The following is a 24,709-nucleotide window of genomic DNA, read 5'->3' on the forward strand; positions in this document are numbered from 1 at the left end:
GAACATTTGAAACCGGGTCGACATTGCGAGCCGGTCTCCTCGCACAAGAACCAACCGGGGCGCGCGCATCCGCCGCCCGGCAGGCAGGACGATCCCCGCGCACAAGTGCGCCCGTCTTCGCAGGTTGTCGGCGGGCTTGGGTCGAACTCGGGTGTGATCCGTTCACATTCGCCGCGCCCGTTACAGAAGCTGCCGCCCGGACAGTCCAAACGCGACGTGCACTTGTTCGCCCCCGCAGGCGCGCAGCGGATTCCGCCGGAGACGCATCGCTCGAAGGGGCCACAGGACCGACCGCCGCCGCAATATGTGACACCCGGGCGGATGCAATGACCGTCGAAACTGCATCTTTGACCCGCCGAGCAGCATCTGCTGCCGCATTTGAGCTGCCCCGCCCGACACTGGCCAGGCTTGTCGTGAAAAGTTGCCTGCGCCGGTTCGCCGCCAGCTACGGCAAACAGCAGTCCGATCAGAAGGAATCGCAGGGTTGGCAACATGAATGCCGCCATGGTCGGTGCGGCAGAGCGCCGTGGCAAGGTCTATTCGCTTTCCCTCAGCCCAAAGGTGAGTAGATTGAAGGGCATGGAATCGGCCTTGGACTTTCATACAGCGCGGGCTCTGCTGGAATGGCAGGTCGAACTTGGCGCGACCGACGCGATCGGGGATGCGCCCGTGGACCGGTATACGCTGCCCGAGACCGCCCCCAAGGCCAAGAAGCCTGTTCAGGTCCAGAACGCAGCCGAAAAACCGGAAGATGTTGACCCGGTTCGGATCGCGCAGAATGCAGCGCGCGGTGCCGGTTCGCTGGATCACCTGCGCGCAGCGATGGATGCGTTCGAGCATTGCGATCTGAAACGTGGGGCGAAACAGCTTGTGTTTGCTGACGGTACCCCCGGTGCACGCGTGATGATTATTGGTGAGGCGCCGGGCCGGGATGAAGACCGCGAGGGCAAGCCTTTTGTCGGGCGTGCAGGGCAACTGTTGGATCGGATGCTGGCGGCGATTGATCTGAACCGGGCCGAGAACGTTTACATTACAAATGTTCTGCCCTGGCGGCCGCCGCAGAATCGCGACCCCAAGCCGGAAGAGATTGGCATGATGAAACCGTTTCTCGAACGGCACGTCGCGCTGGCCAAACCGGAAATACTGATCGTTATGGGTAATATCAGCTGTCAGGCGGTACTGGGCAAACGCGGCATCACCCGATTGCGCGGGCACTGGGATCAGGCGATGGACCTGCCGGTTCTTCCGATGTTCCATCCTGCCTACCTGTTGCGCCAGCCTCAGATGAAACGACAGGCCTGGGCGGATCTGCTGGAGTTGAAAGCCCGGCTGGAGGCAAAAGGATGAGGATACTGGCTTTCTCTGACCTGCATATGGCCCGCAACCGGGCCGTCGATCTGGTCGAGGCCAGCGCCAAGGCCGATCTGGTGATCGGGGCGGGCGACTATTGCAACATGCGGCAGGGGCTGGACGAGGCGATGCAGATGCTGGCGGGGGTTTCCGCGCCTCTGGTTCTGGTGCCCGGCAACGCCGAAAGCGCCGGAGAGCTTACAGAGGCCGCCCCTGAAGGTGTCCATGTCTTGCACGGCGCCGGGATGACGCTGGACGGGTTGCGCATGTTCGGGCTTGGGTACGGTGTTCCCCTCACGCCTTTTGGCGACTGGTCCTGCGACCTGACCGAGGCTGAAGCCGCGGAAATGCTGGACCGTTGCAACAGTGCAGATGTCCTGATCGTTCATTCACCGCCAAAAGGGCATGGGGATAAGACGTCGCAAGGCGTTTCCGTGGGATCGGTGGCCGTCAGAGATGCAATCGAGCGTATTCAGCCAGGGTTTGCCCTGTGCGGCCATATTCATGACAGCTGGGGGTATCGAGGCACACTCGGTCGCACGCAAATCGCAAATCTCGGTCCGAAAGTGAACTGGTTCGAGGCCAAAGTATGATCGAAACCGTGACACTGCTGGCCTTTGTGCCTGCTGCTGTGGCCTTTAATTTCACACCCGGGGCGGATATGATGTTCTGCTTTGGACAGGGTCTGCGATCCGGGGCCAAACCCGCACTGGCCGCAAGCGCCGGAATTTCGGCTGGACTGCTTGTGCATGTTCTGGTGGCCGGGCTGGGTCTTGGCGCGGCCGTCGCAACCATGCCCTGGGTGTTTGATGTCGTTCGCTGGGTGGGGGTCGGGTATCTGCTGTATCTGGCCTGGGGCGCAATCCGGAATGGCGCCGTCTCGACAGAAGGTCCGGGCCAAGCCACTCGGTTCGCCTTTCGGGACGGCTTGGTGGTGAACCTGACCAATCCCAAGGTCATCCTGTTCGTTCTGGCCTTCATCCCACAATTTGTCGATCCGGCTGCGGGCTCGATATTGACGCAGTTTCTGATCTTTGGCGTCATCATCGCGCTGGGCGGATTTGTAGTGAACGGTTTGGTCGGCACATTTGCCGGCGGCGCCGGGCGGGTTCTGATTTCAAACCCCCGCGCCTCACGCATCATGGGTTGGGTCACCGGGGGTGTCTTCACCGCCCTGGCGATCCGGCTTGCCATCATGGAAAGGGCCTGAGCGGTATGTCGCGCATAGACGAAACCATGGAGTTCATTCCGGTCCGGATCGCCGTTTTAACCGTTTCGGACACCCGAACCTTGGACAAAGATCGCTCAGGCCAGACCCTGGTCGATCGGATTGAACGGGCGGGCCACACGGTTGCTGACCGAAAAATCATTCGTGACGAGCGTGTCCAGATCGCGGGTCAGCTGCGCAACTGGATTGCGGACCCCGAAATCGATGTCGTCATCTCCACCGGAGGCACCGGGCTGACGGGCCGGGACGTGACGGTCGAAGCCCATCGCGACGTATACGAAAAGGAAATCGAGGCGTTTGGAACCGTCTTCACAATCCTGTCGATGGAGAAGATCGGAACATCCGCGGTGCAGTCCCGTGCCACGGGCGGAGTTGCGGGCGGGACCTATCTGTTTGCGCTCCCGGGCAGTCCCGGTGCGTGCAAGGACGCATGGGATGGAATTCTGGAAAAACAGTTCGATTATCGCCATCGTCCCTGCAATTTTGTGGAAATAATGCCCAGATTGGACGAACATTTGCGACGGAAGTAGACTGGTCGTACGTTTAATGTCTCGTAACCGCTTTGTGGCTTGGCATATTTCCGGGTTCGGCTACATCTTGCGGCAGGCAGCCTAGTGCAACCGGGAAGAATGATTGATGCGATTTTTGCGACAGAGTCTTGTCGGTGTGTTTCTGGCGTCATTAACGCTGGCGCTGCTGTTTGTTGCGGCGCAGATGATCGTCGGCGCGGTGCAGGACGTCATCACCCGTGAAAATACACAGCCCGAAGCAAGGGAACGGGTTTTTGCGGTCACGGTGCAGACGGCCGAGTTGGAAACCGTCACACCCTATCTCGAAGCGTTTGGCGAGGTTCAAAGCCGTCGCCGCCTGGAATTGCGCGCCGCGCTGGGTGGCCGCGTGGTGGCCCTGGCGGAGGATTTTGAAGATGGCGGAACCGTCACCGCCGGCGAAGTTCTGGTCGAGCTTGATCCCGCAGACACCCAATCGGCACTGGACCGGGCCAAGTCCGATCTGCTGGACGCACAGTTCGAAGAACGGGACGCGGAACGCTCGTTGCTGTTGGCACAGGATGAACTGAAGTCTGCCGAGGCGCAGGCAGAGCTGCGCGAGCGGGCATTGCAAAGACAGCGCGATCTGGAATCCCGTGGTGTTGGCGCAACGGCCAGCGTGGAAGAAGCTGAACTGACGGCCGCGTCTGCCCAGCAATCGGTTTTGGCACGCAGGATTGCTCTGGCGCAGGCGGAATCGCGCGTCGATCAGGCGACGACCCTTCTGGCGCGCGCGCGCATTGCATTGGAAGCGGCGGAGCGGGATCTGGATGACATGACCATCCGTGCCGGTTTTGGCGGGACGTTAACGGATGTCACGCTGGTCGAAGGACGGCTGGTATCAGCAAACGAGAAACTGGCTGAGCTTGTGGATCCCGACGCGCTGGAGGTGGCGTTCCGGGTCTCGACCGCACAGTATGTGAGGCTGCTGGACGAGGATGGCGAACTGATCAACGCCCCGGTTTCCGTGTCTCTTGAAGTGACAGGTGCCGACCTGCTGGCCACAGGTCGGATCAGCCGCGACAGCGGTTCGGCCGGCGAGGGCCAGACCGGGCGTTTGATTTTTGCCCGGCTGGACGACGCATCGGGGTTCAAGCCGGGGGATTTCGTCACTGTCTCGGTACAGGAGCAGGCGCTGGCCAATGTCGTGCGTTTGCCCTCCTCGGTGCTGGATGCAACGGGTACCGTTCTGGTTCTGGGTGCGGATGACAGACTCGAGGCGGTGCCGGTGCAACTGATCCGCCGCCAGGGGGATGAAGTCTTGCTGCGCGGCCCCGCTCTTGAGGGGCGTGAGGTCGTGATCGGGCGCACGCCATTACTGGGCTCGGGCGTGCGGGTGCGCCCATTGCGGCTGGAAGCCAGCGCAGCGGCGGAACCGGACATGGTCGAACTGACAGATGAGCAGCGCGCGGAACTGGTGGCGCAGGTCGAGGCAAGCGATCGCATGCCTCAAGACGTCAAGGCCCAGCTGCTTGGCCAGCTTGACGAAGCGAAGGTTCCGGCCTCACTCGTGCGGCGTATCGAAGGTCGCTTGGGAGGCTAGATGCCATGATGCGCGAGATACCCGGCGCGGCGGGCGGCATCCTGAGTTACTTCACGCGGCACCGGACGGTGGCCAACCTGCTGCTGCTCGTGATGCTGGTGCTGGGCGCGGCGGCGATTCCGAATATGCGGGCGCAGTTCTTTCCTGATGTCATTCTGGAGCGGGTCGATGTCAACGTCGAATGGGAGGGCGCAGGCCCCGAGGACGTCGACAACGGGATCGTTCAGGTGCTGGAGCCGGCGTTGCTGGCGGTCGAAGGCGTGGCCAGCACCGATGCGACATCCCGCGAAGGCTCGGCGAGCATCCGCTTGGAATTTGAGCCCAACTGGGACATGTCCCGTGCGGTTGAAGAAGTCAGAACCGCTGTCGACGGCGTGACCAACCTGCCCGAGGATGCCGAGGAACCAAGCATCCGGCGCGGTGCCTGGCGGGATCGCGTTACCGATGTTGTGGTGACCGGGCCGGTTGCACCAGATCAACTGGCAAAGTTCACGGATGAACTGATCAACCGGTTGTTTGCTGTCGGCGTCACGCGAACCACGATCCGTGGTCTTGCGGCGCCGCGCGTCGTGGTCGAAGTGCCGACCGCACAGCTGATCGCAAATGATATCGCGCTGTCGGAGATTGCATCTGCCATTGCTGCCGAAGTGAATGCCAGCCCGGCAGGGGATGTAACCGGGGCCAATGCCCGTATTCGCACCGGTGCGGAAAAACGCACGCCCGAGGAAATCGAGGGCATCGCACTGCGCAATTTTTCCGATGGATCCAAGCTGTTTGTCGGCGATGTGGCGCAAATTCGGGTTGAGGGTGTCAACCGCAATCGCAGTTATTTTGTCGGCGATGATCCGGCCATGTCCATCCGTGTGGATCGCTCGAACCTGGGGGATGCCATCGACATCCAGCACACGGTCGAGGATGTCGTGACCGAGATGCAGGCCAGCCTGCCCGACGGTGTCACGGTCGAACTGATCCGAACGCGGGCGCAGGCCATCACTGACCGTTTGGATATACTGATCGACAACGGCCTTGTCGGCCTGGGCCTTGTTGTCTGCCTGTTGTTTCTGTTCCTCAACGCACGGATCGCGTTTTGGGTTGCGGCAGGTATTCCCGTGGCAATGTCGGCCGCCATTGCGCTGATGTATCTCGGCGGCCTTTCAATCAACATGGTGTCTCTGTTCGGCCTGATCATTACCTTGGGCATCGTCGTTGATGACGCCATCGTTGTGGGGGAACATGCCGACTTTCGTGCCCGTCGTCTGGGTGAGGCGCCCATGGTCGCCGCAGAGCGCGCCGCGCGCCGCATGGCGATGCCTGTCTTTGCGGCAACTGTCACCACTGTAATCGCATTTTTTGGCCTGACCCTTGTCGGAGGCCGGTTCGGAGAACTGATCCGCGATATTCCGTTCACGGTCATCGCGGTTTTGATCGCATCTTTGATCGAGTGTTTTCTGATCCTGCCCAACCACATGGCGCACGCGATTGCGCATTCGGCCAAGGAACATTGGTACGATCTGCCCAACCGGGTTGTAAATCGCGGCTTCCGCTGGGTGCGTGATAACCTGTTCCGCCCCTTCATCGCCTGGGTTGTCTGGGCGCGGTACGTGGTTGTCGCGCTGATGGTCGTGATCCTGGCCAGCCAAATTGCCCTGTTCATTCGGGGGGATGTGAACTGGCGGTTCTTCAACGCGCCCGAGCGCGGCTCTGTCACCGGAAACTTCATCATGGCCGAAGGCGCCACCCGTGCCGACACGCTTGAGATGATGCATCAGCTGCAGCGCGCTGCTGACGAGTTGGGTCAGATTTATGAAGAGCGCCATGGTCGAAATCCCATCGACTATGTCTTGGCTGAGGTTGGCGGCAGCGCCGGGTTTGGTCTGGCCGCAGCCGAGGGCAAGGACGAAGATCTGCTCGGCGGTATCTCCATCGAACTGATCGACGCTGACCTGCGCCCCTATTCCAGTTTCGAGTTTGTGGGTGAGCTTCAGGATTTTGTTCCACGCCATCCAAAGGTCGAGTTGTTAACCTTCCGGGGTTGGCGGTCTGGTCCGGGGGGTGACGCCATTGACGTTCAGTTCTACGGCGCTGACGTGAACACGCTAAAGGCCGCGTCCGAGGACCTTCAGACGGAACTTTCGAAATACACCGAAGTGTCGGCGCTTGAGGATAATCTGGCGTATGACAAGGAAGAGTATATTCTGGATTTGACTGCGCAGGGGCAAGCGCTGGGCTTTCGGATTGAAACGCTGGGCCGGGTGCTGCGCGACCGTCTGAACGGGATCGAGGCTGCGACCTATCCGGACGGACCACGCAGCGCCGAGATCCGTGTGGAACTGCCCGAGGGTGAGCTGACGGCGGACTTCCTCGAACGCACGTTGATGCGCACGCCGGATGGCGTCTATGTGCCGCTGGCCGATATTGTTTCGGTCGAACGAAAAGCCGGTTTTTCGACGGTGCGGCGCGAAAACGGTCTGCGGGTGATCTCGGTGAATGGCGACATTTCCGAGGATGATCCGGTGCGAGCGGCAGAAATCGAACGCGCTCTGAACGAAGAGATCCTGCCCAATATTGCAGCCGAACGGCAGGTCGAGTGGCGCATGTCGGGCCTGAGTGAGCAAGAGGACGAATTCCTGTCCGAGGCCCGGACGGGTCTGATCCTGTGTCTGACAGGAATCTATCTGGTGCTGGCCTGGGTCTTTGCGAGTTGGAGCAGACCGTTGGTGGTCATGGCCATTATCCCGTTTGGACTGGTTGGGGCCATCTGGGGCCACTATATCTGGGAGGTGCCGCTCAGCATGTTCACCGTCGTGGGCCTGTTGGGTATGACCGGGATTATCATCAACGACTCTATCGTGCTTGTGACAACCATCGACGGGTACCAGCAAGAGCGTGGATTGGTCCCATCCATTGTAGAAGGCACGGCCGACAGGTTGCGTCCTGTGATGCTGACAACGCTGACAACGGTTCTGGGACTGACCCCGCTTCTGTACGAAGGGTCTCAGCAGGCGCAGTTCCTCAAGCCGACAGTGATCACGTTGGTCTACGGCCTTGGCTTCGGGATGTTGCTGGTGCTGGTTCTGGTGCCCGCGCTGTTGGCCATTCTGAATGACGTATCCCGCCCGATGACGGCCATGCGCCGTGCGATGCGGGCCCCGGACCGGGTGGTGCAGGGGGCGCTGGTCGTCACCGGCTTGGCCATGATGATATGGTTCGCGGTGACAATGATCTGGCCAGCCGTTTTTGGTACACCAGTTGGATTGTTGTCGAGCCTTTATCCCGGTAACGACGGCTTCGCGGTGCTCCAGATGGGGCTGGGGGCGTTTCTTGCGGGTGCGATTCCAATTGTGGTTCTGAGCGTTCTGTTCTCCGGACTGCTCTATGTCCGCTTCAAAGCGAGGGTTGGCGCCTAACGCGCGTTCAGCGCGGTTTCGAGGAGGTCCGGGACCCGCGCGCTCATCGGCAGGTCGCCCAGCCGTATCTGGTCCACCGGAAACCATCGGGCATCCAGCGCATCATCCCCGGCAACCGGCTCGCCCGATTGGAACCGACAGGCCACGCCCACCAGCAAATAATGGGACACCACGTCACCACTGTCATTCCGGCGCAAAAGGTCCAGATTGTTCAGATAGTGTGACGGGTGCGCGGCCACCGACGTTTCCTCCATCAGTTCCCGCTGGGCGGCCTGCAATACGGTTTCGCCCCATTCGACATGACCACCGGGAAAACCCCAGAGCCCGGCATCCGGCTGCTTGCTGCGTTGAACCAGCAAGACCTGATCCTGATGCAGGACAACCGCCAGCGCGCCGATCTTTGGGGTTTGGATCATGCGATCAGCCAGCGCTGCAGCCCCTGATGTCAACGGCGTGATTGGACCCCAGAACCGTGATCCGGATCTCGGATCGGTCAAGCGCAAAGGGTGCACCCGAGGCATTGATGATTTCGGAGCGCGCGATCAGAGTATCGCCTTGCCGGACAGTTTCGGGCTGGGAAGCCCAGAGAACCGGATTGCCCGGCTCGATCACCGCTACTTCATGACCACCGGCCGACGGCATGGTTACACGGGCTTCAATCTGCATACCATCTGATGTGGGCGTGAGACGGCAACTGGCGTCGGTCACGTTGGCCTCGCGGGCAGAAAAGGGCCGCTGGGCCAGCGCCGCAGCGATGGCGGGATTGCGTTCGGCATCGGCGTCGAGCGTGTGATCAAAATCCAGCCGCTCGGGAATGCAGACGTCTTTGCATACGCCAAGATCCATCTCGCCCCGAAGTCTTACGGGCCTGGCCGGGTTCTTAGGCGTGATTTCGACCGGCAGCACCAGTTGATCCTCATAGCCTATTGATTGCAGGCCGTTTTGATCAAATATCTCCGGTGCCGGCCACGTGATTGAAACATCGCCAACATTTCCAGACCCGCTCCAGTCGAATTGCGGAGGAATACCCGCGTCTCCGGGCGCGCGCCAGTAGGTTTTCCATCCGTCCTTCAGAGTCAGCCGCAACGCGCCCAGATATGTGCCGCTGGCCGTGCGACCGCCGTCCAGAACATCCAAGTTCACGACACCGTTCAGGTCCTGCGCCGGGGCAGGTGCAGCGAAGGCTATGCAGGCCGTTAATACGGCAGCGGAAGATCTCATGAAACGCATCATACGCCATAAATGCGCGGTGTGCTCGTGGATTCCAAGTCACGTTCAGGTCACCAAGATGAAATCTCACGAAATATCGGCTGATCCCTTGCCAATTCCCACACTGCAGGGTCATTGTTGATGGGCGCAGAGAAAGAGTTATTCACACATGGATCTGACCGGAAAACTGTTGATTGCGATGCCCGGCATGGGTGATCCGCGCTTCGATCATTCGGTCGTCTACATGTGCAGCCATGGCGATGACGGTGCGATGGGCTTGATCGTGAACAAACCATCGGATTTGCGGCTCAAGACACTGTTGGGGCAATTGAATATTCCCTGCCGTATCCCGGTGATGGGTGAAAGGCTGGTGCATTTCGGAGGGCCCGTCGAAATGTCCCGGGGTTTTGTCCTGCACAGCGCGGATTATGAGGCGAACCTGCATTCCATGCAGATTTCCGACGATTTCAGCATGACGGCCACGCTGGATGTGCTGGAAGATCTGGCCTCGGGCCAGGGGCCGCTGAACTCGATGTTGGCGCTGGGGTATTCCGGCTGGGGTCCCGACCAGCTTGAGGACGAGATTGCCATGAATGGCTGGCTGACGACGGAGGCAAGCTCGAAACTGGTATTCGATGTGCCGGATGATGAAAAGTGGGAGGCCGCCCTTGCGACGCTGGGCGTCGACCCGCTGACCCTTTCGGCCAGCGCCGGCCGCGCCTGATCAGCTGTCGCGGGGGGCTGCGGCGCGGTTCAAACGATCATTGATGGCTGCGCCGATCCCATGGCTGGGAATCGGGGAAACGGCAATTGGTCGGCCGGTCGCATTGAGCTGATGCAAAGCGGAAAACAGGTTCGCGGCTGCCTCGATCAGGTTGCCATCGGCGGACAGGTTCAGATCACAGTGGACCGGACCAAATCCCAGCAGGATTTCGTCGCCTTCACGGGACACGGCGTTAAGCCGAACGGGCGCATCGGGGGCATAGTGCGATTGCAGTTGTCCCGGTGCCGTCAGCACGTCGTTCGCTTGGTGCATGTGCAACCGCGTGTTCAGGACCTCTTCGACCTGCTCCAGCGCGACGCCCCCTGGCCGAAGCAGCGTGGGCTTTCCTGCCAGGCCGATGATGGTCGACTCCAGCCCAACCTGGCAGGGTCCGTCGTTTAGAATCGCCGCGATGCTCTGTCCCAGGCCTGAACGGACGTGCTCGGCTGTGGTTGGGCTGATCTGTCCGGACGGATTGGCCGAAGGCGCGGCCACCGGGCCATCAAAGGCGGTCAGCAGCGCCCGCGCAGTGGCATGTGCGGGTACCCGAACCGCCAAAGTGTCCAATCCTGCGGTCACAAGAGAAGACACGCCATGCCCGTCGCGCAGCGGCAATACCAGTGTCAGGGGACCGGGCCAAAAGGCATCGGCGAGTTGCCCGGCGTGATCGGACCATTCTACAAACCTTTGCGCGGCCTCGACGGATGCGACATGGGCGATCAGCGGGTTGAAGCTGGGCCGTCCTTTTGCCGCGAAAATGCTGGCAACGGCCTCGCCATTGCAAGCGTCCCCTCCCAGGCCGTAAACCGTCTCGGTTGGAAAGGCGACCAGCAGCCCCTGCCGCAACAGGTCCGCCGCGCGGTCGATCCCGGCCGGGTCTGCGGACAGATCAAAAGGAGTGGGGATCATAGCTGGTGACGCCGCGTTTTGGTTGCTTGCAACATAAGGAAGGATAGTTAATTCATCCAAGCCCAGATGCATACCGGCGCAGGCCGGAGAATCCAAGCCCACCTGCGCATACCGTTCAGACAGACCCCGAGGGAAGCCATGCCATATCGCGCCCCAATCTCCGACTATGAATTCCTTTTGAAAAATGTCGTGGGATTCGACCAGATCGCGGCGACCGAGACTTTTGCCGATGCCAGCCCCGATGTGGTCAGCGCGATCCTTTCTGAGGCCGGAAAGATGTGCGAAGAGGTTCTGGCCCCGCTGCAGCGCCCCGGTGATCTGGAACCCGCGCGACTGGAGAATGGCATTGTGCGCACGCCGCCCGGATACGGCGCCGGATGGAAGGCAATTGCCGAAGGCGGCTGGATCGGCATGAGCGGTAATCCGGACTATGGCGGTATGGGGCTGCCAATGACCGTGACGTCCGCCGTGAACGAGATGATGAGCGCCGCCTGCCTGTCGCTGCAGGTGGCCCCGCTGATGACTCAAGGGCAGATCGAGGCGCTGGAACTTCATGCCAGCGAAGACCTAAAGGCCCTGTACCTGCCCAAATTGATATCCGGTGCCTATGCAGGCACGATGAACCTGACCGAACCGCAGGCGGGTTCGGATGTGGGCGCGTTGACCTCAAAGGCCGAACCAAATGGCGACGGCACTTTCGCGGTGACCGGGCAAAAGATCTACATTTCCTGGGGGGACAACGACTTTTGCGAGAACATCTGCCATCTGGTCCTGGCACGCCTGCCGGATGCAGGGCCGGGGACCAAAGGGATTTCGCTGTTTCTGGTGCCGAAATATCTGCCGGACGAAAACGGAAACCCCGGTTCCGCCAATGACCTCAAGGTGGTGTCGCTGGAACACAAGATGGGTTTGCACGGCTCTCCGACCTGCGTGATGCAGTATGACGGGGCAACCGGCTGGCTGGTCGGCAAGGAAAACGGCGGCATGGCTGCGATGTTCACCATGATGAACAACGCGCGGTTGGGTGTTGGCGGTCAGGGTATCGGGTCGGCGGAAGGTGCCTACCAACACGCATTGGCCTACGCGTTGGACCGCAAGCAGGGCAAAACGCCGTCGGGTACGATCATCGATCATGCGGATGTACGCCGGATGCTGACCGAAATGCGGGCTGATATCTTTGCCGCGCGGGCAATCATGCTGGCCAACGCCGCAGCAATCGACATGGCGCATGCCACCGGTGATACGGACTGGACGGCGCGCGCAGCGCTGTTGACACCGATTGGAAAAGCATTCGGCACACATACAGGGATGCGCGTGGCTGAAACCGGTGTGCAGGTGCACGGGGGCATGGGTTTTGTCGAAGAGACCGGTGCAGCGCAGTATTACCGCGACGTCCGGGTGACCGCGATCTACGAAGGAACCAACGGCATTCAGGCCATGGACCTTGTGGCCCGCAAGATGATGGACGGGGGTGATGCAGCGTCGCGCCTTCTGGACGAGATCGAAGATCACGCCGAGCGCGCACGCACCACAATGCCGGATCTGGCTGGTCCCGTTTGGGAGGCAAGCGAGTCGCTGCGCGAAACCACGGAATGGCTCGTGTCGCAAGACAACATGAATGACCGATTTGCTGGCGCGGTCGCCTATCTGCACGCCTTTGCGCGCGTTCTGGGGGGGCATTATCACTTGATGGCCGCGCTGGCCGATCCGGACGGGCCGCGCGCAAAGCTTGCGCGCTATTACATCAATGCGCTGCTGCCCGAGCACACCGGCCTGCTGGTGCAGGCGCAGAATGGCGCTGACGATCTGTTCGCGCTCAGCGCTGACGATCTGGCCGCGTGATGGACGGCGAGCACGCTTCGTCAATCCGGTATCCCTGGTCCCAGCCACCGGCACCGGGCGAGGCTATCGAGATTGCTGATGGGGTTCTGTGGATGCGCCTGCCGCTGCCCATGGCCCTGGATCACGTCAATATCTATGCGCTGGACGATGGTGACGGCTGGACGGTGATCGACACCGGTGTGTCCTCGAAAAGAACACGTGGCATCTGGAATACGCTGATGGCTGGGCCGCTGTCGGGCAAGCCCGTGACCCGGGTCGTGGTGACCCATCATCACCCGGACCATGTCGGCAATGCGGGATGGTTTCAGTCCGATCACGGTGCCGAGCTGGTCTCCAGCCGCAGCGCTTGGCTGTTCGCGCGGATGCTGACTCTGGACGTTCAGGAAAGCTGGCCTCAGGAAACGCTGGATTATTATCGCAGCGCGGGAATGGGTGCTGACATTTTGATCAAACGCATGGCGGATCGCCCGTTCAATTTTGCCGATGTTGTTTATCCGATGCCCCTGGGATTTACCCGGATCAAACAGGGCGATGTGATCCGGATGGGCGGGCGTGACTGGGACGTTCACATGGGCAATGGCCATGCGCCCGAGCATGCAACATTCTGGAGCCGCGACGACAACCTCGTCCTGACCGGGGATCAGATCCTCAGCTCGATCAGTCCGAATCTGGGTGTGTATGCCACGGAACCCATGGCCGACCCGGTGGCAGATTGGCTTGAGGCCTGCGAGCGGCTGCAACACCTGGCCCGGCCCGATCAGCTTGTTCTGGGCGGGCACAAGTTGCCTTTTGTTGGATTGCCGACGCGCATGCGGCAGCTCATTGAAAACCACCACGGCGCGTTGGAGCGTCTGTTGGATGATTTGAACACGCCAAAAGCTGCGGCGGAGTGCTTTGCCCCGCTGTTCAAACGGTCGATCAAAGAGGGCGAGTACGGGCTGGCGCTGGTCGAAGCGGTTGCACACCTGAACCATCTTTATCACATTGGGGCTGTAACCCGGACGCGGCGGGCGGACGGGGCTTGGGTGTATCAGCGCAAGGGATGAGGAATGCAGGACAAGATCGAAACCTCAGCCGAGGCTGCCGAAGCAGCCGCATTGCCGCGCTGTCACGAGGTGCATTGCAATCCCGAGGCCGAGTCCGGGACGAAGGATTTGCCCGAAACTCTGCAAAAGCCGGTTGCAAGCAAAAGCCCGGCGCAATGGGCTTATGAACGCCTGATCCTATACATTCAGAATTTCGAAGAGACACTGGATGGCGACCAGGAAGTTGCCATGGGATTTACCGGCGGAGATGCGGGTGTGATGCGGATCGAAGGGATGGGATACTTCGATCCCGATATCATCACCTTTTATGGCTCGGACGGGACCGGTGCACGTACCCAACTGGTGCAGCATGTCAGCCAGTTGAACGTCATGCTGCGCGCCCTGCCCAAGTCCGTCGAGGACAAACCGGCCAACCGCATTGGGTTCCGTCTTGCGGCGGATCTTGAGGACAGCTGACCGCGCGACTTGCATTTGACGCTCGCCCGGCCTTGAATGACCGGATCGTTTCGGAGGCCCGCGCGTGACTTATTTCTCAACCGTTACAACTGCCTACGCAAGGGCGTGGGCCCGGCGTCGCGTCTTTTTGCCAATCTATGTTGCGGTACGATTGCTGCTTGTTGCCTTGATCGCACCGGGCGTCGCAATGGCGGTCAATCTGGCGGTGTCCCTGTCAGACCAGTCGGCGCTGACGGATCAGGACATTGCGATGTTCCTCTTTTCGCCAGTTGGGTTCATAGCGGCCCTCGTTGTGCTTGGGCTGTTTTTGATGGCCGAAGTCTTTGTCTTTTCCGTCATGGCGGGATCATTGCGAATGACCAAAACGGACCCGTGGCGCGCGGGGAGCGCAGCTATCGCTCTGATCCTGTCGCGCCTGCCGGCCCTGTTTGTTTTCGCCGTTCGCTTCATATTGCGCCTGTTGGCCCTTGCGTTGCCCTTTCTCGCTGTGGCGGGTGTGATCGCGTGGTGGACGCTGACCGAATATGACATCAACTACTACCTGACGTTTCATCCACCCGTCTTTTGGGTCGCGAGCATTCTGATCGGTATTCTGGTTCTTGCCTTGGCCTGGGTCCTGATCCGTCGATTGTCGGGTTGGGCACTGGCCCTGCACCTTGTCCTTTTTGAAAACTGCGCGCCAAAATCGGCATTCCAGACCAGTGTCGCGCGGATGGACGGCAGGCGCGGTCGCCTCAAGATCGAACTGGCTTTGTGGCTGGGCCTTCGTTTTGTGATTGCGGCACTGATTGCCTCTGTAGCCGGGCTGTTGTTTGCCCTTGTGCCGCTGCAGGACGGTGTGAACCTGCGATTTGCTTTGACGCTCAGTTTGATCGTCGCTGCGGTCTGGTCTTTGGCGGGCCTTGTCCTTGCTGCGACAGCCTTGGGCGCATTGGCCGTTTTGCTGGATGGATTTTTTGATACGGATCCCAAAAACCTGCCGCATCCCGAGCCGAGGAAGCTGAATGCCCCGGTTCTCGCCACCGTCGGCGGGGCCGTGGCTGCTCTGTTGCTGGGATTGTGGTTCGGACAGAGCCTTTTGGAGCGCGTGCAGGCACCGGATCATGCGGATGTCATCGGCCACCGCGGGGCAGCCGCTCTGCGCCCCGAGAACACGATGGCTTCGGTGCTCAAGGCCATTGAGGATGGTGCAGACTGGGTCGAGATCGACGTTCAGGAAACCGCAGACGGCGTGGTGATTGTTGCCCATGACAGCGATTTCATGAAGCTGGCCGGGGTGGATCTGAAGGTTTGGGATGCCACGATGTCAGATGTCGCTGAAATCGATATCGGCAGCTGGTTCGGACCTGACTATGCCGCTGAGCGCACGCCGACCCTGCGGGACGTCCTGTTGGCAGCCAAAGGCAGTGCCAAGGTCGTCATCGAACTCAAGTATTACGGCCATGACGTCGATCTGGAAAACCGCGTTGCTGACCTGGTTGAGGAGTTGGGAATGCAGAACGACATCTCCACCATGTCGCTGAAGTACCCGGCCGTTCAAAAGATGAAAGCCTTGCGCCCGGACTGGCGCGCGGGGGTGCTGGCAGCAACCGCGATCGGCGATCTTGCCGGGCTTGAAGGAGATTTCGTTGCCGTCAATGCTGCCATGGTATCGCCGGGTCTGATCCGTTCCGTGCAAGACGCGGGCAAGGACATCTATGTCTGGACAGTCAACGACCCGCTGCAAATGTCGGCCATGGCCTCGATGGGCGTGGACGGCCTGATCACGGACCGCCCCGCGATGGCGAAAGAGGTTCTGCGCGTGCGTGCCGAAATGGGACCGGGTGAAAGACTGCTGCTGTGGCTTGCAACCACTTTTGGCATGAAGGTTGACACCGAGGCGATGCGCGATGCGAGTCCCTAGCCTGATCCTACTCCTGACGGTGGTCTGCGCCCCGGCGTCGGCACAGGACCTGATGCGCAGTTTTGAGTTGCCTGCACATCGCGCCTTGATTGCGCAGCGCGGTACCGCCGAGTTGACACCGTTTGAATCGGATGGGTGCTCGGGCGGCTTGTCGGCCAGTTGGCGCTGGGTTGCAGATACGTTCCCGCAGATTGAGGAGCTGTATGAGGCGCAACCGCCGTGGGAGGGGTGTTGCGTGATTCACGACCGGGCCTACCACAACGCAGGTGGCGCGTTGCGCGCCGAGGACAGCTATGTCGCCCGCCTGTCCGCCGATGAGACGTTGCGGACCTGCGTCAAGGCACATGGCAATGACCACGCGGCGGAGTATGCGCGCAGGTATGACATGACGCCGGATCAGGTGCGCATGGTCCATTCTTTGACCGCCGATGCCATGTTTGGCGCCGTGCGTTTTGGTGGCGGGCCTTGCAGCGGCCTGCCGTGGCGATGGGGGTTTGGGTATCCGGGGTGCTCGGTCCTTGGGGCACGTGAACCTGCGCGCGAATGACGTGGTGACAGGCCCCGTGTTTTCCATTATTCAACCGATAATCACGCGAATTGGGAATCTTTGAGACATGGCTGATCACGAACACGGCGAAATGGATATCGACGTTCAAACCAAAACCTTTGACGGGTTTATCAAGGCCACCGTTTGGTGCGTCGTCGCCATCGCCTTTATCTTGCTGTTCCTGGCTGTCTTCGCCTCCTGAGTGGTCCGAGGTTGAGCGTGTTCAGGATTCTGATTGCTTGCCTTTTGGCGGCAACCGTCGCGGGCTGCGCGGTATCCAAACGGCCGCAAGCGGATCAGGCTGAGATTGTATCTCGGTCTTACAGCAGTCCCGGCCCGTCGACCCTGACGCTCTATACGATGATCAACACCCGGACCGGATCAGGGGCACACACGTCGCTCATGATCAGCGCACGGGAACGCATCATTTTTGACCCTGCCGGGTCCTTTCAGGCGGATATCGTTCCGTCCAGAGATGATATTCTCTATGGCATCACACCAGCAGTCGAACGTGCGTATCGCAGCTCGCATGCTCGCGAAACGCATTATGCGCGCATCCAGACAATCCAGGTGACACCTCAGCAGGCTGAAATCGCCTATCAACTGGCCAAGCAGACAGGGCCAGTTCCGGGAGCGTATTGCGCCAACTCGACGGCACGAATACTGCAACAGGTGCCCGGGTTCGAGGAGATCGATGTCACGTTCTTTCCGGTTAAGCTGTCCGATCAGTTCGGACAGATTCCCGGTGTGATCACTGAAGAATACCGGGAAAATGACGATGCGGACCTGCAAAAGGGACTGGCAGCCAACAACGCGCGCCTGAACCAGCTGGACGCCACCTCATCCCAGTAAGAACAGCAATCCGTACAGTGTGATGGCCCCGGTAACGATGGCCGCTAGTACATTCTTTGTGATCACCCCGACGGACAGCGCAACCGCTGCCGAGGCCATACGGGCCAGGTCCGGCTGACCTTCTGTCGCTGATGGCCAGACAACCAGCGGCGCGATCAGAGCTGGCAGGATCGCAACGGCCGTGTATCGCAGATGACGCAGCAGCCAGGGGGGCATCGGTCGGTCCCCGACAAAGCCAATGAATACAAACCGCAGGGCAAAACTGCCGATGGCCAGCCCGACGATGATCAACCACATCGTTGTGGGATCGATCTGTGTCATATCCGGGCCTTTCTGCGTTCCAGCACCAGTTCTGCCTGTGCACCTGCCATCATGCCCACTGCGCCGGCGATCAGCAGGCCAAGGTTGAAGGGGACAGCAACGGTCAACAGAGAGAACACAATAGCCACCAATGCGGCGATGACATGCGGCAGGGTCCGCATCATTGGGCCGACCATGGCAAGAAAGGTGATCGGCAAGGCAAAATCCAACGCCCAGCTTTCCGGTATCTGGGTGCCTAGAACGGCCCCTAGGTAGGTGGCCAGGATCCATGACGGCGTTATCGGGGTCACGGAGCCAAAAAAGTAGGCCATCCGCTGGGGCAAGGTCATCCTTGGTTCTTTTTCGAACTGAACGATTGAGCAGGCATAGGATTGATCAACCGTGAAATAGGCGGCGCAGGCCCGCTGCCAAAGCGGCGCGGCGCCCAGAAAAGGTGTCAGAGACGCTGAATACATCGCAACCCGCAGGTTTACGGCCAATGCCGACGCCAGAACTATCGCTGTTGGGGTCTGTTCCTGCAGCAATTGCAGCGCGGTGAACTGTGCGGCACCCGCAAAAACGGTCGCGGAAAAGGCAATGGTCTGCACGATGTCCAGCCCGGCTTCAGTGGCGAACACGCCGAACAACAAGCCGAACGGGACAGCCACGAAGACGAATGGCGACCCGTCGCGAAAACCCTTCCAGAAGTACGACTTGGATGTGGTGATTGCCATGGCTAAATCCTATGGTGTTGGCAGCAGCAGTAGCTGTCTTGGGAAAGGGTTGCAATTGGCCAAGGAACTGGATGTCTCGGATTTCATCATCGCCCCGGATCCGCGCGCGCCGCGCCTGACCCGCGCGGTCGAAGGGGTGGATCAGAACGGCGCACTCAGCGAGATTTCCGTGGTCGAGGAAAGGCCGCTGACAATCTTCCTCAACGCGCAGGAGATTGTGACGGCCATGACCATCGGCGATTATCCCGAGTATCTGGCGCTGGGATTTCTGCGCAATCAAGGCATGCTGCTGGCAGATGACGACATCACGCGCGTCGATTATGACGACGATCTGGAAACCGTGGTGGTCCGAACCGCGCGGGAGACCTCGTACGAGGACAAGCTGAAGAAAAAGACCCGGACCAGCGGCTGTGCCGTCGGCACCGTTTTTGGCGACATGATGGAAGGGCTGGAGGACGTGTGTCTGCCGCAATTGCCGGTGCGTACCTCTTGGCTCTACGAACTGGCGGCCAAGATCAACCGCACCCCGTCGCTGTATCTGGAAGCAGGCGCAATTCACGGCACTGTGCTGTGCCACCAAAACCGTCCATTGGTTTACATGGAAGATGTGGGCCGCCACAATGCGGTCGACAAGATTGCGGGCTGGATGCTGTCTGAAGGCGAGGGGGCGGAGGACAAGATACTCTACACAACCGGTCGTCTGACCTCGGAGATGGTGATTAAGACCGCGATGATGGGTATCCCGGTGCTGGCGTCGCGATCCGGGTTCACGGCATGGGGTGTCGAGATTGCCCGCGAGGTCGGGTTGACACTGATCGGACGAATGCGGGGTCAACGCTTTGTGTGTCTGTCGGGCGAGGATCGTTTGGTCCGGGACGTCGACCCCGCCTCGGTACCCGTCGAAGACAAAAAACACAGACGAAAGAGCTCGGAAGCCTGAACTTTTCTGCTGCTGTCTCCGGGAAGCTGCAGTTGCCGGAATTGTCCTGAAAATCTTTGGGATGAGCCCTTTTGCAGTCATTTTGACAGGGTACGCATTTGCCTAGACCAAGCTTGTGTACGAGGACACGTCCGACGCTCTGGTTCAGTTTGCTGTCTACGTCCTGATCCCGGCGATCATGTTCTACCTGATCGGCCAGGAAGAGTTCGAAAACCTGCTCAACTACGGCTTTTACATCGCCTAGGGCGGGGCCCTGACTCTGTTTTTCGCGGTGTTGTATTTGGGTTTCTAACACATTCTCAGACTGCAGGTTGGGTCAGCGACCATTGCCGCTTTCGCTGCAGTTGCCTCGAACACCGCACTTGTCGCATTGCCCATCCTCCACTCGATCTTTGGGGCCAGCGGAGCGCTTCCGGCGGTGTTGGCGAACCTCGTGGTCGTCATATTGCTGTTGATCCTGACCATAATTCTGGAAACGTCTGCCGGGCACAATGCGCCGGAAAAAACACCGGTTTCGAGTATTGTCCTGAACGTGCTGAAAAACCCGATCGTCGCTGCAACGGTATTGGGTGTGGCCTATTCCTTCACCGGTCTGGGGTTTGCCGATTCAGTCTCGGATTATCTCGAACTGCTCAGTCAGGCGCTGGCTGCAGTTGTCCTGTTCGCGATTGGGTTCACCAGCCGCGTGCGCGCGATTGTACAAACCGGCCCGATGATCCTTTTCCTGACATTGACCAAGCTTATTGTCGCACCGGGGCTTGTTATTTTGGCGGCGCATCTGATCGGGTTGGACCCGCTATGGACAATTGCGGCGACCATATCGGTCGCTGTTCCGACAGCAAAGAACATCCTCCTGCTGGCCACGTACTACAATCAGGAACCCGAGCTTGCGGCGCATACTGTCTCGGCGACCTCGTTTCTGGCAGTTGGCACTCTGATCATGTGGCTGTTTGTCCTGCATCATCTTCATCCAACCGCGTTCCAATTGAACTGAGTTCGACGTAAGAAGGGCGGGAACCAACGCCATTCAACTGAAAAAGATCAGGAGCTGGAATGACGCGTCCCGTAGGGGTCATACTCGCAGGCGGACTTGCAACCCGCATGGGCGGCGGGGACAAAGGAATGCTGCACCTGGGCGGGCAAAGCCTGTTGTCGCGCGTGGTCGACCGACTGAACCCGCAGGTGGACGGTCTGGCTCTGAACGCCAATGGGGATCCGGAGCGATTTGCCCACCTGAACCTGCCCATCATTGCGGATTCGATTGAGGGGTTTGCCGGTCCTTTGGCGGGCGTGCTGGCCGGTCTGGACTGGGCCGCCGAACAGGGGGCCGCAGCCATCGTCACAGCGGCAGCCGACACGCCATTTTTTCCACTCAATCTGGTCGACCATCTGATGCAGGTGGCACAAGGGCAGGTGCATCCGCTGGTCATGGCGACCACGCCCCGCACTGATGAGGCCGCATTGAAATCCGGTGGCGGCAAGCGAGTCAATCGGCATCCCACCTTTGGTCTCTGGCCTGTCGCGCTGCGGGACGACTTGCGGGCCGCGCTGAACGATGGCCTGCGCAAGGTTGTGCTATGGACCGACAAGCATGACGGTCGGGAAGCGCTGTTTCCGGCTCAGCCATTTGATCCATTCTTCAATGTCAACACGCCGGAAGACCTGCAACGGGCCCAAGAGCTGCTGGAGCGTGCATGAGAATATACGGCGTGACCGGTTGGAAGAATGCAGGCAAAACCGGATTAATGGAGCGTCTGGTGGCCGAGATCAGCGGGCGCGGGTTTTCCGTCTCGACGGTCAAGCACGCGCACCACGCCTTTGACGTGGACCAGAAAGGCACGGACAGCCACCGGCATCGGATGGCGGGCGCTCGCGAGGTGTTGCTGGCCTCGGGTCAGCGCGTGGCGCTGATGCAGGAATTGCGTGGAGCCTCAGAACCCAAACTGGAGACCTTATTGGCGCGTCTGACTCCCGTCGATCTGGTGCTTGTCGAAGGCTACAAGCGCGAACGGCACCCAAAAATCGAGGCATTTCGAGCCGAAGCGGGCAATCCACTGATTGCGACCGGGGATTCAACGATCCGGGCCGTTGCCAGTGACACGCCAATGGATCTGGACCGCCCGGTTCTTGATCTGAACGACACTTCTGGGATCGCGGATTTCGTTCTGCAAGAGGTCGGACTCGGGGTAGCGTGATCCGAATCCGATTGTCAAAGGTCTGAATGGACCGGACGATCAACGCCATCAAAACAAGGGGAAGATCAGAAATTGAGTAAACCGCATGCCACGCCGGACATTTCCCCGCCGCCGCTGCGCAACGACTGTTTCGCGTTGCCAGCCGGGGTGGATTGGACGCCTGTTGATGATGCGCTGGCGCTGTTGCGCGACAGGTTGACGGTGGTTGCAGGCGTCGAAACCGTCGCGCTGACGCAGGCTGCGGGGCGCATTTTGGCCAGGGATGTCGTGGCGAAACGGTCGAACCCGCCGCAACCCAATACTGCGGTGGATGGATACGGTTTCGCCGGACCAGCGCCGGAAGGTGCTCGGGTCATGCCCCTGATTGCGGGCCGCGCGGCTGCGGGCATCCCGTTCGACGACGCTGTACCCGAGGGTCGGGCGCTGCGCGTCCTGACAGGAGCGGCGCTGCCAGAGGGTGTGGATACGGTCATTCTGGAAGAGGATGTAACTGTCCAAGATGGGCACATCGCGTTTCGCGGCCCCTTGAAACAGGGTGCGAACACGCGGCGCGCCGGCGAAGATGTGGTTGAAGGCGACGTTGCCTTGTCGGCCGGGCGCAAGGTGACTCCGGCTGATCTGGCCTTGCTCTCGGCGGTTGGTACTGACCGGATCGAGGTACGCGAACCGCTGCGCGTTGCGGTCCTGTCCACCGGAGATGAACTTGTGGAACCCGGCGAAACCGCCGGACCCGGACAGATATTTGACGCCAACCGCCCCATGTTGTTGTCCCTGATCGAGCGGATGGGATATGTGCCGGTCGATATGGGCCGGGTCGGCGACGATCGCCACGCGCTTCGCGCGCGATTGGACATGGCGGCGCAACGGGCGGATGTGGTTCTCACCAGCGGTGGCGCGTCCGCCGGGGATGAAGACCACGTCTCGGCCTTGCTGCGTGAGGCCGGGGCCATGCAGGAATGGCGGATTGCCCTTAAGCCCGGGAGGCCCCTTGCACTGGGAATGTGGTCGCACACACCGGTCTTTGGCCTGCCGGGTAACCCAGTGGCAGCGATGGTGTGCACCTTGGTTTTCGCGCGCCCAGCCCTTGGACTGATGGCCGGGCAGGGGTGGAGCGAACCCCAAGGGTTCGACGTGCCGGCCGCATTCGAGAAACGCAAGAAGCCGGGCCGCCGAGAGTATCTGAGGGCCCGCGTGCGCGACGGCCGGGCAGAGGCATTCCATTCTGAGGGTTCGGGTCGTATCAGCGGGCTCAGCTGGGCCGAGGGGCTGGTCGAGATCGAAGATGGGGCGCGAGATATCAAGCCCGGCGACCCAGTGCGGTTTATTCCGTTCGGGAGCTTCGGCCTGTGACCGTCACCATCTCGCGTGGGTTCGATGACACAGAGCGGCCCCAGGCCGCAGCGCTGTTCTGGCACGCGTTTTCCGCAAAGCTGCACAAGGTCATGGGGCCAGATGAAAAAGGTCTGGCGTTCTTTGAGCAGAGTTTGAACCCCGAATTCGCGCTGGTTGCACGGGACCCATCGGGCCTCATGTTGGGGCTTGCCGGGTTCAAGACCCAAGAGGGCGCCTTTAGCGGCGGCAGCCTGTCCGATCTGAGTCGCGTATACGGGTGGTTTGGCGCGATGTGGCGCGCTTTGATCCTCAGTGTTCTCGAGCGCAACCTGAAGCCCGGCGTTTTTCAGATGGACGGTATTTTTGTCGCCGCAGAGGCACGCGGGAAAGGTGTTGGAACATCGCTTCTGACAGCCATCAAGGATGAGGCACGGCGTTTGGGTATGTCAGAGGTTCAGTTGGACGTGATCGACACGAACCCACGCGCACGTGCCTTGTACGAACGTCAGGGGTTTCGGGCTGTGGGTCAGGAACAGACCGGGCCATTCAGGCATATCTTTGGGTTTGGAAGCGCCACAAAGATGAGCTGGGCGGTCACTCCAGATTAGTCAAACGTACCTGCCACGCGCCCCAACAGCATAAAGGCGCGCGCGGTCCGGGTATCGCCCAGGGCCGTCAGTTCGGCATCGCTTGCGTTGGGTTCGAATGCAACGATCATGGTATCAAAGCGCCGAAGGAAATGATGTGCCGCATCCCGGAAAATCGGATCCTGCTTCATCCGGGCCGCGGTCAGTGCAAGAGATGACCGGTCGCGAATACCCCCCAACGCCGCAACTGCGCGACCACGCGCACCTTGCGCAAACTGACGCCAGATTTCGGGCCTTGCCATATCGGGGCGCAAGTCGTCCATGTAGATGCCTTCCTGGCTGAGCAAGGTCAGAACGTCCTCTGATGCCTGCACCAATTGCGCGGTTTTGCGGTCCTTCAGCGCCATTCGCAGGGCGTTGAACCCTTCGGTGTCGTTCTCGGTTTCCGGGAAGTTCAGGGCCCGGATGAAGATGCCGGTCTCAAGCGGCGGCGCGATCGCTTCGGCGGGCGTGCCAAGTTCCAGCGATGTCTGGTCATTCCGGCTCGGAGGTTGCGCAGAACCGGCCCCGGTCTCTGCACGCTTGGATGAGAACGTGGCGAGCGCATGCTCGGCCTTTTTGGCCGTGGCGGCGATTTCTTCAAGCTTTTTGCTGACGGCTGACTCAGTGGTGCTTGCGGCGCGCTGTTGCTGAACAACATAGGCATTGCGCATTGCGTCGATTGCAGTTTGCAGCCGGGCGCTTTCCTCGCGCATGATCCGGCTGGCACGCATCGCCATGGCGGCAACCCAGATCATCGCCACGGGCATGAATACCGCAAGGAACGTCACGACAAAGCCGCCGCCCTGTTCAGCGTCCGGCATAACCAGGAACACGACCGAGACCACCAGCCAGACTACGCTGAGCACAAGGGCGGCAATCTCGATTCCGGTCACGGACGGGCGTTTCGGGCGATCATAAATCCCAAGCGAGGTTGGCCGTTCGGTCTCTGGATCAGGATTTTGCGACGTCATGGCAT

The 24,709-nt window shown here is 60.4% G+C and carries 27 protein-coding genes; 21 read left to right on the forward strand and 6 right to left on the reverse strand.

All coding sequences use genetic code 11. The annotated features are described in order from the left end of the window. The first annotated feature begins 579 nt into the window (after window positions 1–579). From ACR3E0_RS03760 to ACR3E0_RS03785, 6 genes are all read left to right on the forward strand, one after another. Window positions 580–1,347, forward strand: a complete 768-nt coding sequence (locus ACR3E0_RS03760; RefSeq protein WP_480480940.1) for a uracil-DNA glycosylase — start codon at window positions 580–582, stop codon at window positions 1,345–1,347. Beyond that, window positions 1,344–1,943 carry a metallophosphoesterase family protein gene (locus tag ACR3E0_RS03765; protein WP_480476303.1) on the forward strand — a complete coding sequence of 200 codons (600 nt, stop codon included), beginning with the start codon at window positions 1,344–1,346 and terminating at the stop codon, window positions 1,941–1,943. Before ACR3E0_RS03760 ends, ACR3E0_RS03765 begins: the two co-directional genes overlap by 4 nt. After that, window positions 1,940–2,560 (forward strand): LysE family translocator, encoded by a 621-nt coding sequence (locus ACR3E0_RS03770; RefSeq protein WP_480476305.1) that lies wholly within the window; start codon window positions 1,940–1,942, stop codon window positions 2,558–2,560. Before ACR3E0_RS03765 ends, ACR3E0_RS03770 begins: the two co-directional genes overlap by 4 nt. 5 nt (window positions 2,561–2,565) lie before the next feature. Continuing rightward, on the forward strand, window positions 2,566–3,108 hold the full coding sequence (gene moaB, locus ACR3E0_RS03775) for a molybdenum cofactor biosynthesis protein B (RefSeq protein WP_480476307.1): 543 nt from the start codon (window positions 2,566–2,568) through the stop codon (window positions 3,106–3,108). Between the two features lie 106 nt (window positions 3,109–3,214). Then, window positions 3,215–4,669, forward strand: a complete 1,455-nt coding sequence (locus ACR3E0_RS03780) for an efflux RND transporter periplasmic adaptor subunit (RefSeq protein ID WP_480476309.1) — start codon at window positions 3,215–3,217, stop codon at window positions 4,667–4,669. A 5-nt stretch (window positions 4,670–4,674) separates the two neighbouring features. Beyond that, a complete protein-coding gene (locus ACR3E0_RS03785; RefSeq protein WP_480476311.1) occupies window positions 4,675–8,076 on the forward strand; it encodes an efflux RND transporter permease subunit in 3,402 nt (1,133 codons plus the stop codon). Here the strand turns inward: ACR3E0_RS03785 and ACR3E0_RS03790 are convergent. Next, window positions 8,073–8,492 (reverse strand): NUDIX hydrolase, encoded by a 420-nt coding sequence (locus ACR3E0_RS03790; protein WP_480476313.1) that lies wholly within the window; start codon window positions 8,490–8,492, stop codon window positions 8,073–8,075. The genes ACR3E0_RS03785 and ACR3E0_RS03790 overlap by 4 nt on opposite strands. A gap of 4 nt (window positions 8,493–8,496) precedes the next feature. After that, window positions 8,497–9,297, reverse strand: coding sequence for a protein-disulfide reductase DsbD domain-containing protein (locus ACR3E0_RS03795; RefSeq protein WP_480476315.1), 801 nt, complete (start codon window positions 9,295–9,297; stop codon window positions 8,497–8,499). Between the two features lie 157 nt (window positions 9,298–9,454). Between ACR3E0_RS03795 and ACR3E0_RS03800 the strand changes: the two genes are divergently transcribed. Then, complete coding sequence (locus ACR3E0_RS03800) at window positions 9,455–10,009, forward strand: YqgE/AlgH family protein (protein WP_480476317.1); 555 nt, start codon at window positions 9,455–9,457, stop codon at window positions 10,007–10,009. On the opposite strand, the gene ACR3E0_RS03805 is transcribed toward ACR3E0_RS03800, so the two are convergent. After that, window positions 10,010–10,957 carry an L-threonylcarbamoyladenylate synthase gene (locus ACR3E0_RS03805; RefSeq protein WP_480476319.1) on the reverse strand — a complete coding sequence of 316 codons (948 nt, stop codon included), beginning with the start codon at window positions 10,955–10,957 and terminating at the stop codon, window positions 10,010–10,012. A 138-nt stretch (window positions 10,958–11,095) separates the two neighbouring features. On the opposite strand from ACR3E0_RS03805, the gene ACR3E0_RS03810 reads away from it, so the two are divergent. The 7 genes from ACR3E0_RS03810 (at window position 11,096) to ACR3E0_RS03840 (ending at window position 17,603) form a co-directional block, all read left to right on the forward strand. Next, on the forward strand, window positions 11,096–12,799 hold the full coding sequence (locus ACR3E0_RS03810) for an acyl-CoA dehydrogenase (RefSeq protein WP_480476321.1): 1,704 nt from the start codon (window positions 11,096–11,098) through the stop codon (window positions 12,797–12,799). Then, window positions 12,799–13,845 carry an MBL fold metallo-hydrolase gene (locus ACR3E0_RS03815; protein WP_480476323.1) on the forward strand — a complete coding sequence of 349 codons (1,047 nt, stop codon included), beginning with the start codon at window positions 12,799–12,801 and terminating at the stop codon, window positions 13,843–13,845. The genes ACR3E0_RS03810 and ACR3E0_RS03815 overlap by 1 nt, the downstream gene beginning before the upstream one ends. 3 nt (window positions 13,846–13,848) lie before the next feature. Beyond that, complete coding sequence (locus ACR3E0_RS03820; RefSeq protein ID WP_480476325.1) at window positions 13,849–14,301, forward strand: DUF6173 family protein; 453 nt, start codon at window positions 13,849–13,851, stop codon at window positions 14,299–14,301. Window positions 14,302–14,365: 64 nt separating this feature from the next. After that, on the forward strand, window positions 14,366–16,204 hold the full coding sequence (locus ACR3E0_RS03825; protein WP_480476327.1) for a glycerophosphodiester phosphodiesterase family protein: 1,839 nt from the start codon (window positions 14,366–14,368) through the stop codon (window positions 16,202–16,204). After that, entirely contained in the window at window positions 16,191–16,751 is a 561-nt protein-coding gene (locus ACR3E0_RS03830) for a hypothetical protein (protein WP_480476329.1), read from the forward strand. The genes ACR3E0_RS03825 and ACR3E0_RS03830 overlap by 14 nt, the downstream gene beginning before the upstream one ends. 67 nt (window positions 16,752–16,818) lie before the next feature. Then, on the forward strand, window positions 16,819–16,953 hold the full coding sequence (locus tag ACR3E0_RS03835) for an aa3-type cytochrome c oxidase subunit IV (RefSeq protein ID WP_480476331.1): 135 nt from the start codon (window positions 16,819–16,821) through the stop codon (window positions 16,951–16,953). A gap of 17 nt (window positions 16,954–16,970) precedes the next feature. Then, on the forward strand, window positions 16,971–17,603 hold the full coding sequence (locus ACR3E0_RS03840) for a hypothetical protein (RefSeq protein ID WP_480476333.1): 633 nt from the start codon (window positions 16,971–16,973) through the stop codon (window positions 17,601–17,603). Here the strand turns inward: ACR3E0_RS03840 and ACR3E0_RS03845 are convergent. After that, window positions 17,592–17,924: an AzlD domain-containing protein gene (locus ACR3E0_RS03845; RefSeq protein WP_480476335.1), complete on the reverse strand. Its 333-nt coding sequence runs from the start codon at window positions 17,922–17,924 to the stop codon at window positions 17,592–17,594. The genes ACR3E0_RS03840 and ACR3E0_RS03845 overlap by 12 nt on opposite strands. Further along, the gene (locus tag ACR3E0_RS03850; protein ID WP_480476337.1) at window positions 17,921–18,637 is read right to left on the reverse strand and encodes an AzlC family ABC transporter permease; all 717 of its coding nucleotides are present in this window, start codon (window positions 18,635–18,637) and stop codon (window positions 17,921–17,923) included. Before ACR3E0_RS03850 ends, ACR3E0_RS03845 begins: the two co-directional genes overlap by 4 nt. Here ACR3E0_RS03850 and ACR3E0_RS03855 point away from each other — a divergent pair. The 7 genes from ACR3E0_RS03855 to ACR3E0_RS03885 all read left to right on the forward strand — a co-directional run bounded on the left by ACR3E0_RS03855 (window position 18,636) and on the right by ACR3E0_RS03885 (window position 23,712). Then, window positions 18,636–19,577, forward strand: a complete 942-nt coding sequence (locus ACR3E0_RS03855; RefSeq protein ID WP_480476339.1) for a formate dehydrogenase accessory sulfurtransferase FdhD — start codon at window positions 18,636–18,638, stop codon at window positions 19,575–19,577. The two genes, ACR3E0_RS03850 and ACR3E0_RS03855, sit on opposite strands and share 2 nt — an antisense overlap. A gap of 115 nt (window positions 19,578–19,692) precedes the next feature. After that, window positions 19,693–19,821, forward strand: coding sequence for a hypothetical protein (locus ACR3E0_RS03860; protein WP_480476341.1), 129 nt, complete (start codon window positions 19,693–19,695; stop codon window positions 19,819–19,821). A gap of 60 nt (window positions 19,822–19,881) precedes the next feature. After that, entirely contained in the window at window positions 19,882–20,571 is a 690-nt protein-coding gene (locus tag ACR3E0_RS03865; RefSeq protein ID WP_480480942.1) for an AEC family transporter, read from the forward strand. A 59-nt stretch (window positions 20,572–20,630) separates the two neighbouring features. Then, entirely contained in the window at window positions 20,631–21,275 is a 645-nt protein-coding gene (mobA, locus tag ACR3E0_RS03870) for a molybdenum cofactor guanylyltransferase MobA (protein WP_480476343.1), read from the forward strand. Continuing rightward, complete coding sequence (mobB, locus tag ACR3E0_RS03875; RefSeq protein WP_480476345.1) at window positions 21,272–21,772, forward strand: molybdopterin-guanine dinucleotide biosynthesis protein B; 501 nt, start codon at window positions 21,272–21,274, stop codon at window positions 21,770–21,772. The genes mobA and mobB overlap by 4 nt, the downstream gene beginning before the upstream one ends. Before the next feature lie 72 nt (window positions 21,773–21,844). Then, the gene (locus ACR3E0_RS03880; protein ID WP_480476347.1) at window positions 21,845–23,122 is read left to right on the forward strand and encodes a molybdopterin-binding protein; all 1,278 of its coding nucleotides are present in this window, start codon (window positions 21,845–21,847) and stop codon (window positions 23,120–23,122) included. Beyond that, window positions 23,119–23,712: a GNAT family N-acetyltransferase gene (locus ACR3E0_RS03885; protein WP_480476349.1), complete on the forward strand. Its 594-nt coding sequence runs from the start codon at window positions 23,119–23,121 to the stop codon at window positions 23,710–23,712. The genes ACR3E0_RS03880 and ACR3E0_RS03885 overlap by 4 nt, the downstream gene beginning before the upstream one ends. Here ACR3E0_RS03885 and ACR3E0_RS03890 read toward each other — a convergent pair. Next, a complete protein-coding gene (locus ACR3E0_RS03890) occupies window positions 23,709–24,704 on the reverse strand; it encodes a hypothetical protein (protein ID WP_480476351.1) in 996 nt (331 codons plus the stop codon). The two genes, ACR3E0_RS03885 and ACR3E0_RS03890, sit on opposite strands and share 4 nt — an antisense overlap. Window positions 24,705–24,709: the final 5 nt, after the last annotated feature.

The organism is Ruegeria sp. AJ12, from assembly GCF_056536245.1.